Below are 15,125 nucleotides of genomic sequence, written 5' to 3'. Positions count from 1 at the left end.
TCCAATCTGTATTTTTATGTAGTTTTTCTAGGGATAAAAATACAGATTCTAATTTGGGAAAATAGTTTAGTTTATTTTTGCTTAATTGAACTGGCTTTTTTATCCGCTAGATCATCTTCTACGCTCCAGTTGTCTACTGGTTCTTCCGACATTTTTCTAAATAAAGCAGTCAGATTGACATTGCCAATGATCACCAATTCAGCTTCGCGTAAAACGGCATGGTTGACATGAACTTTGGCTAAGGTGTCGATAATCGAACGGTTTTTGCCTAACCAGCGATTTAAGTCCAAATGCAGTAAATCATCTTTGACTTTAATGACTTTTAACTTTTCAAGAATCATACCTAAAGGATCTTTATTTAAGACTTTTTGGTAGAAAAACAAAGCAAAGTTGACCGCAATTTTTTGCACTATATTTTTAAATTTTGCTTCAATTAATGTCGTATCACTGATTTGTTCAAAAACAATGAGCTGGATATCTTTATTCATTTCCATTTGAATTAGTTTTAAATCGACCGAAAGGGTAATGTATAAACCTTTAACATCGAGTGTTGCATATAAACGCAACCAGTCATCATGTAAGTCTGCATGCAAGTCTTTGAGCATAGAGACATTGTCGGTGACAAAACGCTGGAAAGTGGCATTGAGAAAAACTTGGGATAATGGGAAATCACGCTCATCTTCAATAAATCCCTCTGCTTTTTGGTACACTTGACGTATACGTTTAGAGATATTGGATATTAGCGTTTGCATATAAAGCATCCTAGCAAGTGAATCTTCTTGGACTTCGATAGGTTTTGTCGAAAGTATTAAAAATACAAGTATTCCGTCTTGCAGTTTAGCAAAATTAATTGCACCATTTTCATGATTTTAATTCTATGCAGTTCGCTTGTTGATTGAATTCTCGTTTTTTATTCAAAAGTAGAAGCTGTATTTATTTTATGCTGTTTTTATACAGTTTGGGGAACCAGACATTTTGTCGGTTTAATGTGATGCTTAAGAAAATCAGTTTTACACCTTTAATGTATGCATGGTGGAAAGATCCTATTTTTAGCGGCGCAGTGATTTTAGCTGCCGTTCTGCATTTAATTATTTTAACTTTGCAATTTGCAATGCCGCAAGAAAGTGATGCCGCAGTGAAAGAGATTGCGGTGACTTTGCGTCCCACGAAGGACCAAGTTGAAAATGCTGATTTTCTGGCTCAGGCAGATCAGCAGGGTTCAGGCACATTTCGTGAAGCACACCGAATGTCGAGCGATATGCCAGCACCCATGCTTGAGCAAAGTGCTGGTGAGCAACAGCAAGAAAGTTTAGAGAAAATACAACAAAAGCGTGAATTAAGCTTTGATGAAAAAGTTTTAATGACCACCTTAAGTTGGAAAAAGGAAGCCGAACAAAATCAACGTAAAAAAGCGATGCAAGAGCTGAATAGTCAGTTTCAAGCCAAAGCCGCGATGGTGGCAAGTTTAGAAGCACAATACTTACAACGACAGCAAAATTTTAGTCGTCAGCAAAAGATTAAAACGGTCGATGGGATTCAGGCAAAACAAGATATTTCAGCGGCTTATCTAGAAAAATTTCGCCAAAAAGTTGAATTTTACGGCAACCGTTATTATCCCGATGCGGCCAAGGCACAACAATTGGCAGGGGAAGTACGTTTAATGGTTATTCTAAATAAGAGCGGCGGAATTCGTGCCATTCGTTTAATTGATAGTTCAGGGCATGGTTTGCTTGATGAGGCAGCCAAAGCTTCAGTGCGTAAAGCCGCACCTTTTGGTGCTTTTGATCAAGGGATGAAAGAGATTTCAGAGCTACGTATCGTGCGAACTTGGCGCTTTGATCCAGCCGAAGCTGAATTTGAAGTGAAATAAGCCGAATTTAAATGGATTCATGGCAATTATTCAGCAAGGTGATAAACACCATCTTGTTGTCCGCCGAGCCAAGTTACAGCTAAATCTTTGTCATGAATTTCTAAACGGGTTGGGAATATTTCTAATTTTTTGGCATATTTGGATGCTGCTTTTAAACCAATACAGTTGCCATTTTTCCACCATGTTCCTTCAGCATATTGATCTAATGCACCGACGGCAAGATACCATTTGAATTTGCCATTGGGTTCAAGTAAAAGTTCAGAACCGACCTCCATCACGCCTTGTAAATAATAATGTCCTGCCCACGTGCTATCTGTAGATTGAAACTTTACTTGCTTACAGGTGGTTTCATTATGGGCATAGAGCGGTGAACTAAAAGCTAAAGAAGAAATGCAGAAGAGTGCAGTCAGAATTTTTTTCATGAAGGTGCCTCTATATTTTAATGTGTCTTGATTTGATGTGTCTTTAAAGGTGTTTTTATTTTCTTGGATTGGTTTTTAAATTCGCTCGACCAATCGAAATTGATCGAGCGAAATTGATTGAGTTAGCTGTTTGAAATTACTGTTCTTTATACGGGTTATCAAAACCGAGTTTTTTCAGAATTTCAATTTCTAACGCTTCCATTTCTTCGGCATCTGCCTCAGAGGTTTCATGGTCATAACCCATTAAATGTAATGTGCCATGGACCAGCATGTGGGTGAAATGCTCAATTGGTGTTTTTTGCTGATCTAGCGCTTCTTGTAAAACCACAGGAATACAAATCACCAAATCGCCAATTGGGAATGAATCTAAAATTGCCGCCATTTCATCGGGAAGGTCGCTTGGAAAGGACAATACATTGGTCGGTTTGTCTTTACCACGATATTCCAAATTCAGTTGCTGGCTTTCAGCATTGTCGACACAGGCAATACCAATTTCGCAGTTACTTTGTGTTGCAATGTGACGTAACGAGGTTTCTACCACCTTTTTGAGGTAAGCACGTTTCAGCACCAATTCAGGAGCTTGAAAATTTTGCTGTAAAGAGAGGCTAAGTTTCAACATGAATCCTTAATTCATTGAATATTTGAGTCAGTCTTGAGCATCGGCGGCAGCATTATTTTCAGCAATCAGCGCTTCTTGAAGGGCTTTGCGTTCTGCCCGCGCTTCTGCACTTAGACGGTGTTGTTCACTGTCCCATCCTTCATAGGCTTCGACAATTTTTTGTACCAGCTGATGACGTACCACGTCACGAGAATGGAAACGAGTAATATGAATTTCTTTCACGTTTTCGATGACACGCAGGGCATGAGATAGCCCTGACTGTTGACCACGCGGTAAATCGACTTGAGTAATGTCACCCGTAATTACGGCACGTGAACCAAAACCTAAACGGGTCAAAAACATTTTCATCTGTTCAGGTGTGGTGTTTTGTGCTTCATCTAAAATCACGAAAGCATGATTGAGGGTACGACCACGCATATAAGCTAATGGAGCAACTTCAATCACTTGACGTTCAATCAGTTTAGCAACTTTTTCAAAACCCAGCATTTCATATAAAGCATCGTAAAGTGGACGCAAATAGGGATCAATTTTCTGGCTTAAATCACCCGGTAAAAAACCAAGTTTTTCACCAGCTTCAACGGCGGGACGAACCAGTAGAATACGCTGAATTTCATTGCGTTCCAGCATGTCGACAGCAGCGGCAACGGCAAGGTAGGTTTTACCTGTCCCTGCTGGACCTATACCAAAAGAAATATCACTTTGCAAAATACGTTGTACATAACGCTTTTGGTTTGCACCACGTGGGTTAATTCGACCTTTACGCGTTTGTAACCAAACCTCGTCGAGACCTGTATGTTCTTGATCAGGATCGATTTGTAACTCACGATCGGTCTGACTGCCTTGAATCATCAAATGTAGTGTGTCGGCACTGATTTGTTGAGAGACCTCGGCTTCTTCATGTAAGCGCTGCAATAAAACCTCAGCTCTCTCAACCGTATCAATATCACCATCGATAAAAAAACTATCACCACGGTGAGAAATTTTTACATCTAAACGTTGTTCGATTTGTTTCAGATGACCGTTATAAGCACCAAGCATGCTTTTTAAACGATCTACTGAAATACCCGGAAAAGCCACTGTACGTCGAATCGCTGCAGTCAAGAGATATCCTTTTGGGAAGTTAAATCTATCTGCTTACATTACGCCACGTCAGGCTCAAGATTCAATAGCTCACCGTAAACAAAATTCAAAGTTTTAATTTCGGTAATTTCGATTTCTGCAAAGCGACCGACCCATGCTGCATCACCAATAAAGCTGACATAACGTGTGTTATCGGCAGTCCCCACCAACAGGTTTGGATCTTTATCCGAGACATTTTCAATCAAAACGCGTTGAATCGTACCCAGCATGGCATCTGTTTTATCAATACTCGAACGTTTAATCCATTTTTGAACTTTGCCAAGACGTTCTTTTTTCACATCTTCAGGTGTACTGTCTGGTAATTCAGAAGCAGGCGTACCCGGACGTTTGGAATAGATAAAACTATAAGAGTGATCAAAATCTAGATCTTGAATGAATTGATAGGTTTCTTCGAAGTGCGTATCGGTTTCACCCGGAAAACCAATAATGAAGTCACTCGATAAATGCATATCTGGACGCACTTGACGTAGTTTTGCAATCTTATCGATGTAAACATCAATTGTGTGGTTACGCTTCATGGCTTGCAGAACATCATTTGAGCCACTTTGTACAGGCAAATGTAGATGTGAAACCATTTGCGGAAGATCGCGGTAACATTCAATTAAATCATCGTTAAATTCAAGCGGATGTGACGTGGTATAGCGCAAACGACCAATACCCGGAATTTCAGCCACTAAACGTAGTAAGTCTGCAAAGGTACAAATGTTGCCTTCGAAGGTTTCACCGCGATAACCATTCACATTTTGACCTAAAAGCGAAATTTCACGCACGCCTTTTTCAGCCAAACCAGCAATTTCAGCCAGTACGTCATCCAGTGGACGTGAAACCTCTTCACCACGGGTATAAGGCACGACGCAGAAAGAACAGTATTTTGAGCAGCCTTCCATAATCGAAACAAAAGCTTTGTAACCTTCAACTCGTGGTTCAGGTAAAAAGTCGAATTTTTCGATGTCAGGGAAGGAAATATCTACCAGTTTGATTTTATCTTTCTTTGGTTTTTCAGCTTGTTCGCTATGTTGGTCTAACATTTGTGGCAAACGGTGCAAGGTTTGTGGGCCAAAAACCATGTCGACATAAGGCGCACGTTTTTGAATGTTGTCACCTTCTTGCGAAGCCACACAACCACCAACCCCAATCACCAAATCAGGATTTTTGTCTTTTAGTTTGCGCCAGCGACCCAGCTCAGAAAATACTTTTTCTTGGGCTTTTTCACGAATTGAGCAGGTATTCATCAGTAGAATATCGGCTTCTTTCGGATCTTTGGTCAGCACATAACCGTGCGAGTCGCCTAGAAGGTCCGCCATACGATGACTGTCATACTCATTCATCTGACACCCTTGCGTTTCGATATACAGCTTTTTCACTGATCCGTCGGCTGGGGTGTGCTGTGGCTGGGTAACAGTGTTTTCTGAAGCAGCTTGGGCACTATTGGGAATGAAGGTTTGAACCGTCATGTAGGCTCCTAAAAGATAAATCGAAGAAATCGCAATTTAATCGTCTCATTCCAATAGAGGGTGAGGCATTTAGCGAGTTGCTTTTTACCATTTTCTTTCAACACATGTTTGAAACTGAATTCGGAAAATGAGGGGGACTGGCTAAAATAATTAAAAATTGCGATTTGAATAGAAGAAAGGCGCACATTTTAACAGGAATTGAAGATAAACTTATAGTCATAAATAAGCAGACCAGAAGATTGATTTATGAGGTAAAAATGCTGGAAAATTAATATTGTCTAATCATAAGGTTACACAACAGAACAGTAGAGTAGTTTAATAATAATTACACTATTTAAAAATGATTAGGTGCGATCAAGGCAACACTAAATGACGGAAGGCAAGCAGATGTTCAATCAGTTAATCAATAAAAAATATTATAAAGTGCTTGCTTTAGGTTTGGCATCAGCAGGATATGTGTCGGTGACGCATGCAGCAGATGAGCAATTTAATGATGCTTTACAAGCATCTAATACTGGAAATATCGGATTGCTGCAACAATTCCAAACGTCTATGCAAAATGATGTTTTGGGCTATTATCCTGAGTATTGGTCACTGAATGCGAATTTAGCGATCCAACCTGCGAGCAATATTGTTAATTTTGCCCAGCGCTATCCGCAATCCGCTATGGCTGAAAAATTAGCAGCAGACTACGTTGAAGAAAAAGTCAAACAAGCCGATTTCGCAACAGCACAACCTGTTTTGCAGTATGTAACCAATGCGGATCAAGCAGAAAGCTGTGCTGTGGCTCAGGTACGCGCAAAGTCAGGTGATTCTCTGGTTTTTGCTGAATATAAGGATGTTTGGCTCAACACCAATTCCCAACCTGAACCTTGTATGGGTTTGGGGCGCATGATGCTCTCTAGTCCTTTAATGACAGAGCAAGACCGTCAACAGCGCTTATGGGGACAGCTTCGCGCAGGGCAGTCGGGTCAGGCTTTGGCGACTGCACAAACCTTGGGGATGAGCTTATCGTTATCTCAACTTAATCAAATTCAAGCCAATCCATTAAATTATTTATGGTCTGCACCCAAAGCATCCGCTACTGATCATGCCTATTTAGTTTTTGCGCTGGGACGTTTAGCCGACAGTGATTTAAATTCGGCCATATCATCTGTACAACGTGCGGCACAAGGAACACCTGTGCAAGTGCAAAAAGCCTTATATCGTGTTGTCGGATATATTGGCGGCACCACGGTGATGAAAAATAATTTCAATCGTGAAGTATTGGATTATTTAGATGCCAGTTATGGATTGCCATTTAGTGTCGAAGAAGCCGAAATTTATGCCCGTCAAGCCATTCGTTTCAGCAGTTGGGAAAGTTTAATTCGTGCCATTGATGCCATGAGTGTGTCGCAAAAACAAGAAGATCGTTGGCAATATTGGTTGGCACGTGCTTCTGAGCAGCGCGGAGATGCCAGTTCTAAACGCACTGCACAAGAAATTTTTAAAAGATTGGCACACGGTGATGATTATCATAATTTATTGGCCAAAGATCACTTGGGGCAAAGTTACAATAACATTCCAAATAATGTGCAACCGTCCAACAGTGACATACAGCGCTTAAACCAAGATATTCATTTTAGCCGTGCTTTTGCTTTACGCCGTGTCAATGCACCTGACAATTATATTAATCGTGAATGGAATTGGGCAGTCCGTCAGGCGTATTTAAAACATGATGATGGCTTGCTGCTTGCGGCAGCGAAACGTGCCACAGATATGGGTTGGTATGACCGTGCGATATATGCGGCAGACCGTACTGAAAATAAACATAATTATGCTTATCGCTATGCCATGCCACACCAAAGTTATGTGGTTAGCCACAGTCGTAATGCAGGTATCGATCCTGCATGGGCGTATGGCTTGATGCGTCAAGAAAGTCGTTTTGTTTCAAATGCGCGCTCACATGTTGGGGCGGGCGGTCTGATGCAAATTATGCCAGATACCGCAAAACTCGTGGCGCGCCAGATGGGTGAAACTTATAACCCTGCGGCATTAACCGATATGAATACCAATATTCGCTATGGCACCTTTTATTTGTCCATGATTCAGAGCCAGTTAAGTAATAGTCCTGTTTTAGCCACTGCTGGTTATAACGCAGGGCCAAATCGAGCACGTCGTTGGCAACCCGATGTACAACCTATTGCAGCAGATCAATACACTGAAACGATTCCACTTATTGAAACTCGCGATTATGTAAAACATGTGATGACCAACGCAACGCATTATGGGGTGTTGCTTGGGCAAGGTGCACAATCCATTGAAAAACGTATGAATATTATTCCATTAAAGAATAATCCTTAATCATTTTAATTTTGTTGATGGGTCTGACTTGTTAATGATATTTTTTGAGTACACAGCAGTTTTAAAACGGTTCGCACTGTTGGTATTGAGCAGTGTCGGATTGAGTCTGTTTACATCTCATGTTTTTGCAGCGCCTGTGCAGGGTTATGTGATGCTGGTGCAAATGACACCTGCTGTGTGTTTATTGGATACTCAAAAGTCAAAAAAACGAAAATGTTTAGAGGGTTATTCTTTGAATATTGCTGGTTTGTTCCCTGAAACCTCAGAGTCAGAATGCAAAACGGCATCTTCTGCGGCTTTATCACCCTTGCAAGCGAAAGTTGTGGCACGCGTCATGCCCGATGAAAATGCACGAGTCCAGCTTTGGTCTGCGATTGGCGGTTGTGTCCCGATGAATGCCAGTCAATATTTTCGTACCATAATTAATTATGCTGAACGGCTCAAAATCCCGGCTGAATTGACCAGCCCTGAAACACGTCCCATGCATATAGCGAATCTTCGCTTACGCTTTTTACGTTTGAATCCGACTTTGCCAGTCAATGCGATTAAATTTAATTGTTCAGTTTCACATGGAACGCCTATTTTGACCGAGGTGAAACTGTGCTACAAAAATAATGGTCAGTACAAACAATGTCCAGCGACAGTTGAAACGAATTGTCCCGTGTCATTCATAATAAAAGGTTCTTACTAAGCGTTTCTTTGCAATTTTATTCATATTTCCCATTATACTTTTGTTGAAATCCATTCTCTTTTACATGCAACTGCCAAAAGATTGGAGTACAATCTTTCGCGTTTATGATGATTAGATTAAATGGACTAACTATTTAATCGCATTGAATATCCTCTATTGGAGAGAATTAGATGAAGCAAGCAGTTCGTGTTGCCGTTACTGGCGCTGCAGGTCAAATTGGTTACAGCCTATTATTCCGTATCGCAAGCGGCGAAATGTTAGGTAAAGATCAACCAGTGATTTTACAGTTGCTCGAAGTTCCTTTTGAGAAACCTCAAGCTGCGCTTAAAGGCGTAATGATGGAACTTGAAGACTGCGCATTCCCTCTTTTAGAAGGTATGATCGGTACTGATAATCCAGATGTTGCTTTTAAAGATGCTGATTACTGCTTACTTGTAGGTTCTCGTCCACGTGGTCCTGGTATGGAACGTGCAGAGCTTTTACAAGAAAATGCTAAAATCTTTACTGTTCAAGGTAAATCAATTAACGACCACGCAAGCCGTGACGTTAAAGTTCTTGTTGTAGGTAACCCTGCGAACACGAATGCTTACATTGCTATGAAATCTGCTCCTGATTTAAACCCAGGTCAATTCACTGCGATGCTTCGTCTTGACCATAACCGTGCGCTTAGCCAAGTTGCGGCTAAAACGGGTAAAGCAGTTAAAGACATCAAAAATCTTACTGTTTGGGGTAACCATTCTCCAACCATGTATGCTGACTACCGTTTTGCAACAATCAACGGTGAAAGCGTTAAAGACATGATCAACGACCAAGAATGGAATGCAAATGTATTCCTTCCTACCGTTGGTAAGCGTGGCGCTGCAATCATTGAAGCACGTGGTCTTTCATCTGCTGCTTCTGCTGCGAATGCTGCAATCGACCATATGCGCGATTGGGCTCTTGGCACAAATGGCGAATGGGTAACAATGGGTATTCCTTCTGACGGTTCTTATGGTATTCCAGAAGGCGTTATGTACGGTGTTCCAGTAACATGTGCAAACGGTCAATACACACGTGTTGAAGGCTTAGAAATTGATGCATTCAGCCGTGAACGTATGGACGTAACGCTTGAAGAGTTAGAAGGCGAACGTGCTGCGATTGCTCACTTGTTCAACTAATTGATTTCAGCTTAAGCTGATTTTAAATTAGAGAAAAAGCACTCCATTTAGGGGTGCTTTTTTATGCTTTAAAAATACGCATAGTTGTCAATAGATTCTTGTGTTGAACAAAAAATAACATGCTGTGATGTAGTGACAACTGAACTTGCACAGGCTTCGGTCTAACTTAGAAGGAAGTAAGCAAGACTTGAGGAGAACCCTATGTTTGATCAGCAGCCGACATTAGAACTTTTTTTTGAACAATTGGGACTCGACGCGAGTGCAGAAGCCATCGATCGGTTTATCGAAACACATCAATTGACCATGGATATACCGCTGCATAAAGCTCCATTTTGGACACCGTCACAGCATGATTTTATTATCAGCCATTGGAAAAAAGATGATGATTGGGCAATGGTGGTTGATATTTTAAATGAGCAATTACATGTCGAAAATCAGCTTTTAGGGTCATGCGAGCTGTGAATACAAATTGAAACAACAAACCTAGTTTTATGACTAGGTTTTTTTATCAATATCTTATAAGTTAATTGAATAATAAATGACAGATTAGTTGATAAGGAGGGCGAGATGCTCAATCAAAATACACCATCCTTAGCATTATTGTTTTCACAATTGGGGTTGGCGAATAGCCCAGCAGCGATTGAATTATATGTGCGTACCCATCAATTACCCGCACATCAAAATTTACATGATGCCTCTTTTTGGAATAAATCTCAGCGAGATTTTTTGATTAGTCATTTGGTTCAAGATGATGACTGGGCGATGTGGATTGATGAATTAAATCAGCAATTACACTTGGATGCCTATAAATTACAGGTGGTCTAGACCGCTATAGATGTAGAACCTATTTTGCTTGTGTCTGGCTGTATAAGTGTTTTGTAAGCGTTCGTGATATTAAAAAAGATATAAAAAAACTCCTGATTTCAGGAGTTTTTTAATTTTTAAGCTTAATGCAATTTACTTTGAATCAGTTTCGTAAACCAAAATTCTTCGTGTAGGACTTTAAACGAAGGATGCTTCTGTAGTAATTCTAAATCAAACTCAGCTGTTTGACGATATTTGTTGAGCCAGTGACGCGTCAGTGCAGTTTCATTTCTAGAAATCGATGCATAGGCAAGGAAAAAGTAAATATCACTATGCTCATGTTGGCTCAGCGGTTTTAAAATTTGCTGGGTAATTAAAGCAAAGCGCTGTTCCTTGGTCATTTCGAAATACAACATATAGGCTTTTGCGAGATGCAAGGACAGATTTAAATACAAAGACATCGGCATTTCTTCATGTTCAATCCGTGCTTGTTCTAAAAGCACCACGGCTTCTTGCAAAAAATGAATCTGTTCTTGACGCAAATTACTAAAAATCACCAGTTGTAAGCGTAAATCTGCACGTTCTAAAGCGAGGGCAGGTGTATTGTTTTCCAAATACAATTGGTCTGTTTCACCGATACGCTCGATAACTTGTTTTGTATTTTCAAACATTAGCCTATACCTCTTTGATGAATGCTCAGTATATCGGGGCAATCGCAGGAATTTAAAGGCAAATCTTGCACCCTGTTTTGCTTATGATCAATACTTAGAATAAGTTTTGACCGCTACGTAACCAAGCGGTAATGGATAAACGTTGATGTTTGGCTTGAATCACTTCATGTAATAAATCACTTTGAAACAGCGCAATACGGTTTGGTTTAGGTTGAATGATATGCCATTGCTCATTTTTATCTTGTAGATGTAGCTCTCCACCCCAGTCCTCTTGCCAATCTTCATGCAAATAATAAACTGTAGAAATGACTCGATCATTTTTCTTTTGTGGGTTGTCACGGTGCAAAGCATAATATTCTCCTGCGTTATAGCAGGCAAAATGCGCTTCGACTTCTTTTATGCCCAAATAAAAATTTCGATTTAAATCTTGGGAGAGTGCTGTCAGGGTTTCGATGTGTTGTTGTGCTATTTCTAATTCATCGCTAATCCAAAGAATATGGTCACTACGAATTTGACTGACCACCCCACTTTGAATCGCGGCATCACGGAAAAGCTTGAGGTTAGCCGTGCATTCTTTAACTAAAGCATGTACATAGTTTAAAGGGTAAGCATTATCAATGACGGTAAAACCATGTTGATCTAAATCTTCAATAATTTGATCAACATTCCAAGACTTTGGGAGTTGAATTACATCCATACACATATACTCAAAAATGATATAGAAAAGGCTGGCGTATTCTAGAGCAAGATATCCTGCGGAACGAAACATTTTTTCATGCTAAAATGTCTGTTGATTATAGGAATTAAAGAAACATGAATTACCGTCACCATTTCCATGCAGGCAACTTTGCCGATGTCATGAAGCATGTGTTATTACTGCAACTTTTAACACGTTTAAATGCCAAAGATAAACCTTATCGCTATATCGATACGCATGGTGGTGCGGGTAAATATGATTTATCGACCTCTGCAGCACAAAAATCAGGTGAGTTTTTAACGGGTATTCATCGCTTAGTAAAGCTAGATGATTCAATTACCCGTAATGCACCTGAAGCCGTTAAGCAATATCTTAAAATTGTTGAAGATATGCGTGCCGGTTCAGGTAAGGGTGCTTATCCTGGTTCGCCGTGGTTTGCGCTAGAAGGTATGCGTGATATTGATCAAGCCACTATTTTTGAAATGCAAAAAGAAGTTTTTCAAGAATTATATTTCAATATTCGTGACCGCCGTGCAGGCTTGCATGAACGTGATGCATATGAAGGCTTATTAGGGGTTATTCCGCCAAAAGAAAAACGCGGTTTAGTTATGATTGATCCACCTTACGAATTAGAACGTAAGGACTTTCCGCAATTGGTCGAATTGTTGACGACTGCACACAAAAAATGGCCGACAGGTGTTTTTGCTGTATGGTATCCAATTAAAGATCGCGCCATGATTGATCGTTTTGAAAAGAAAATGATGAAAACGGGTATTCGTCGTCAATTGGTGTGTGAAATTTGTGTATGGCCAGATGATACGCCAGTCGGTTTAAACGGTTGTGCTTTACTGGTGATTAATCCACCTTGGAAATTCTCACAAGATGCTGATGAAGCATTGCAGTGGTTATTCCCGCATTTACGCATGAGTGAAAATGGCGGACATGCTGCGGTGCGTTGGTTGGTTGGCGAATAAGATAGACGTTTAAGAGAGATAGGTTACAGTTAGGATCGATAAGAATGACAAGTATAAATAAACCTGAAAGTGAATCTTCTGCCCGCGATGAACATGCATTTGATGGCATCACTTTTGAAGTGGAAGAAGAAGAGCATACCCAAGAGGGACAAAAGGTGAAACGTCGTGGAATCTATCTGTGGCCGAATCTCATTACCACGGCAGCGTTGCTGTCGGGCTTTTATTCCATTATCGCGAGTATGAATGGTGATTTTACCCATGCCATTTATGCCATTTTTTTGGCAGCATTACTCGACGGTTTGGATGGTCGTGTGGCGCGTGCGATTGGTGCACAAAGTGCTTTTGGTGAACAATATGACTCGTTGTCTGACTTGCTGGCTTTTGGTGTAGCACCCGCTATTTTAATGTATAGCTGGAGTTTGCATGATTTAGGTCGTATTGGTTTGGCATGCTGTTTTGTGTATACCGCTTGTGCTGCATTTCGTTTAGCGCGTTTTAATGTGCAAATAGGCGTGGTCGATAAGCGCTATTTTATTGGTGTTGCCAGTCCGTTGGCTGCCATTTTAATGATTACCATCGTTTGGGTGGGACGCGACTTCCCAGATATTTTTGATTTACGTGAAGTTAGTGTACAAATTACCAATGCAGTACTGATTGTTGCCGTTGGTTTGTTAATGATTTCCAATATTAAATATTATTCATTTAAAACATTTGATCGTAAACGTGTGCCTTTTGCGGTGTTACCTATTGCCGTATTTATCTTTGCTGCAATGACTTATAATATTCCTGTGGGTATTTTAGTGATTTCTATTATCTATGCACTGTCTGGCTTTGTGACCACATTTATGGCCAGAAAAAATACCACAACATAAAAATGAGATAGCGATACTGAAAATAAAAAGGAGCATGATATGCAGTTGTTTCATGATTTATTGGATCAGTCTAAACAACTCAATCAAGCTCCGTTTCAGGCGCAGTTGGCTTACCATGCGCAAAAAGGTCGATATAAAACCATTCATCAAGGCTTGATTATTCCGAACCTTCCCGCACCCTTACATTATTTAAATTTTCTAAGCATTATTGGTCAGCCCAATGCCCCAATGCTTCGCAATGAAAGTGCGATTCACTCCACTGCTTTAGATACCGCGACCATTATTGCCAGTGTCAGCCCGCACATGATTGGGCAATTGAACTCGTATTCAATTAAACAAGACTGTCATTTTAAAAAAGAATACTTTCAATTTGCAGATCGAGAAATGATTTCAGGGAATTTCCCTCATTTTCGTATTCAGCGCAAAGATAAAGAGCTGAGTTTTGATTTATCCATTACCACCAGCAATATTATTTCTTATTTTACTAAGTTACGTATGGGCTTGGCGGATCATTGGTCTTTATTGTGTCAATGTGAAGGTGAGATCATTTATAAAGAACAAAAAATGGCAATTCGGCAAATGGGTTGTTTTGAATTTGCACGCTCAATTAACTTTTCATATTTGCCTTTGGCATTTTTTACCTATCAAGTGATTAATCTGAAAAATAATCGCCAGTTGTTATTGGCACAAGTTCGAGATTCTTTTAACGGTATTTTGCAGTCTCGTTTGTATTTACGCGATGGTAAAACGGGTATTGCACAAATGTTTGATGAAAATGTGCGCTTTAAAGTACATCGTGTTTATCCAAAGGTGAAAACGCCGAATGGACAAGTTATGTATCTGCCGCGTGAATTTGAGTGGGGGTATGAGGGTAAAGATGGCACATGTATTTCTGTGCAAGCACAAAGTCGTGGAGATTTTAAATTTGGTTTAGCTGCTGGTTATGTTGGGAGCTTTAAATATCAACTTAAAATTAATCATCATGAAGAAATAGGCGAAAGTGGCTACTGTGAATATATCGATTGTCGCTCATTAACATGGCAAGAAAAAAATAAACAAGAAAAAATGCGTGATGAATTTGCCAATTCTGTACCTTTTGCATGCAAAAAATAAGAAAAACGTCATATTTTGTAGAATAAACACTCATCCGATAGGGAAAGTTAAGAAAAGGGGTTGCGCAGGAATTTTTTTCCCCTATAATGCGTATCCATCGGCGGTGATGTTAAATAAAACCTCTGGTAAATCAATAAGTTGGTTGGATTGTTAAGATTTCGAATGAGATTTTAAGATTGGATTTAAGCTTGGGTTTGTCGGAAAAGAATTTAACAAAACCTGTTGACTTTCTCTGGAAAGAGAGTAGTATAGCCGACCTAGCTTGTTGATGACGAATCAGCAAGAAGATCATTAAGAG

General features: G+C 40.1%; 16 protein-coding genes. 9 read left to right on the top strand and 7 right to left on the bottom strand.

Annotated features, from left to right (window positions below; translation table 11 throughout):
- Positions 1-71 precede the first annotated feature (71 nt).
- Positions 72-752 (bottom strand): hypothetical protein, encoded by a 681-nt coding sequence (locus B9T24_RS03910; protein ID WP_086164607.1) that lies wholly within the window; start codon positions 750-752, stop codon positions 72-74.
- 239 nt (positions 753-991) lie between these two features.
- On the opposite strand from B9T24_RS03910, the gene B9T24_RS03905 reads away from it, so the two are divergent.
- Complete coding sequence (locus B9T24_RS03905) at positions 992-1,870, top strand: energy transducer TonB (RefSeq protein WP_086164606.1); 879 nt, start codon at positions 992-994, stop codon at positions 1,868-1,870.
- 26 nt (positions 1,871-1,896) lie between these two features.
- On the opposite strand, the gene B9T24_RS03900 is transcribed toward B9T24_RS03905, so the two are convergent.
- The 4 genes from B9T24_RS03900 to miaB form a co-directional block, all read right to left on the bottom strand.
- Entirely contained in the window at positions 1,897-2,292 is a 396-nt protein-coding gene (locus tag B9T24_RS03900; protein WP_086164605.1) for a hypothetical protein, read from the bottom strand.
- 136 nt (positions 2,293-2,428) lie between these two features.
- Positions 2,429-2,908, bottom strand: a complete 480-nt coding sequence (ybeY, locus tag B9T24_RS03895; protein WP_086164915.1) for an rRNA maturation RNase YbeY — start codon at positions 2,906-2,908, stop codon at positions 2,429-2,431.
- A gap of 30 nt (positions 2,909-2,938) precedes the next feature.
- Positions 2,939-4,012, bottom strand: a complete 1,074-nt coding sequence (locus B9T24_RS03890; protein ID WP_086164604.1) for a PhoH family protein — start codon at positions 4,010-4,012, stop codon at positions 2,939-2,941.
- A 38-nt stretch (positions 4,013-4,050) separates the two neighbouring features.
- A complete protein-coding gene (gene miaB / locus B9T24_RS03885) occupies positions 4,051-5,505 on the bottom strand; it encodes a tRNA (N6-isopentenyl adenosine(37)-C2)-methylthiotransferase MiaB (protein WP_086164603.1) in 1,455 nt (484 codons plus the stop codon).
- Positions 5,506-5,874: 369 nt separating this feature from the next.
- On the opposite strand from miaB, the gene B9T24_RS03880 reads away from it, so the two are divergent.
- The 5 genes from B9T24_RS03880 (at position 5,875) to B9T24_RS03860 (ending at position 10,521) form a co-directional block, all read left to right on the top strand.
- Positions 5,875-7,848, top strand: coding sequence for a lytic transglycosylase domain-containing protein (locus tag B9T24_RS03880; RefSeq protein WP_086164602.1), 1,974 nt, complete (start codon positions 5,875-5,877; stop codon positions 7,846-7,848).
- A 34-nt stretch (positions 7,849-7,882) separates the two neighbouring features.
- Positions 7,883-8,539, top strand: coding sequence for a ribonuclease I (locus tag B9T24_RS03875; protein ID WP_086164601.1), 657 nt, complete (start codon positions 7,883-7,885; stop codon positions 8,537-8,539).
- Between the two features lie 170 nt (positions 8,540-8,709).
- Complete coding sequence (locus tag B9T24_RS03870; protein ID WP_068889785.1) at positions 8,710-9,696, top strand: malate dehydrogenase; 987 nt, start codon at positions 8,710-8,712, stop codon at positions 9,694-9,696.
- Between the two features lie 201 nt (positions 9,697-9,897).
- Positions 9,898-10,158, top strand: coding sequence for a DUF2789 family protein (locus B9T24_RS03865; RefSeq protein WP_086164600.1), 261 nt, complete (start codon positions 9,898-9,900; stop codon positions 10,156-10,158).
- A gap of 105 nt (positions 10,159-10,263) precedes the next feature.
- Positions 10,264-10,521, top strand: coding sequence for a DUF2789 family protein (locus B9T24_RS03860; RefSeq protein WP_086164599.1), 258 nt, complete (start codon positions 10,264-10,266; stop codon positions 10,519-10,521).
- A 122-nt stretch (positions 10,522-10,643) separates the two neighbouring features.
- On the opposite strand, the gene B9T24_RS03855 is transcribed toward B9T24_RS03860, so the two are convergent.
- Complete coding sequence (locus B9T24_RS03855; RefSeq protein ID WP_086164598.1) at positions 10,644-11,171, bottom strand: hypothetical protein; 528 nt, start codon at positions 11,169-11,171, stop codon at positions 10,644-10,646.
- Between the two features lie 94 nt (positions 11,172-11,265).
- The gene (locus B9T24_RS03850; protein WP_086164597.1) at positions 11,266-11,868 is read right to left on the bottom strand and encodes a 2OG-Fe(II) oxygenase; all 603 of its coding nucleotides are present in this window, start codon (positions 11,866-11,868) and stop codon (positions 11,266-11,268) included.
- A 116-nt stretch (positions 11,869-11,984) separates the two neighbouring features.
- Here B9T24_RS03850 and B9T24_RS03845 point away from each other — a divergent pair, with 116 nt between their 5' ends.
- Genes B9T24_RS03845 through B9T24_RS03835 form a run of 3 tightly spaced genes read left to right on the top strand, consistent with a single transcriptional unit; the run spans position 11,985 to position 14,827 of the window.
- Positions 11,985-12,842, top strand: coding sequence for a 23S rRNA (adenine(2030)-N(6))-methyltransferase RlmJ (locus tag B9T24_RS03845; protein WP_086164596.1), 858 nt, complete (start codon positions 11,985-11,987; stop codon positions 12,840-12,842).
- Between the two features lie 44 nt (positions 12,843-12,886).
- Entirely contained in the window at positions 12,887-13,714 is an 828-nt protein-coding gene (pssA, locus tag B9T24_RS03840; RefSeq protein WP_086164595.1) for a CDP-diacylglycerol--serine O-phosphatidyltransferase, read from the top strand.
- Between the two features lie 39 nt (positions 13,715-13,753).
- The gene (locus B9T24_RS03835) at positions 13,754-14,827 is read left to right on the top strand and encodes a DUF6670 family protein (RefSeq protein WP_086164594.1); all 1,074 of its coding nucleotides are present in this window, start codon (positions 13,754-13,756) and stop codon (positions 14,825-14,827) included.
- Positions 14,828-15,125: the final 298 nt, after the last annotated feature.

The organism is Acinetobacter sp. ANC 4654 (assembly GCF_002135425.1).
Lineage (GTDB): Bacteria > Pseudomonadota > Gammaproteobacteria > Pseudomonadales > Moraxellaceae > Acinetobacter > Acinetobacter kyonggiensis.
The sequence above is the reverse complement of the archived record's forward strand: the minus strand, read 5'-3'. Positions and strand labels throughout refer to the sequence as shown.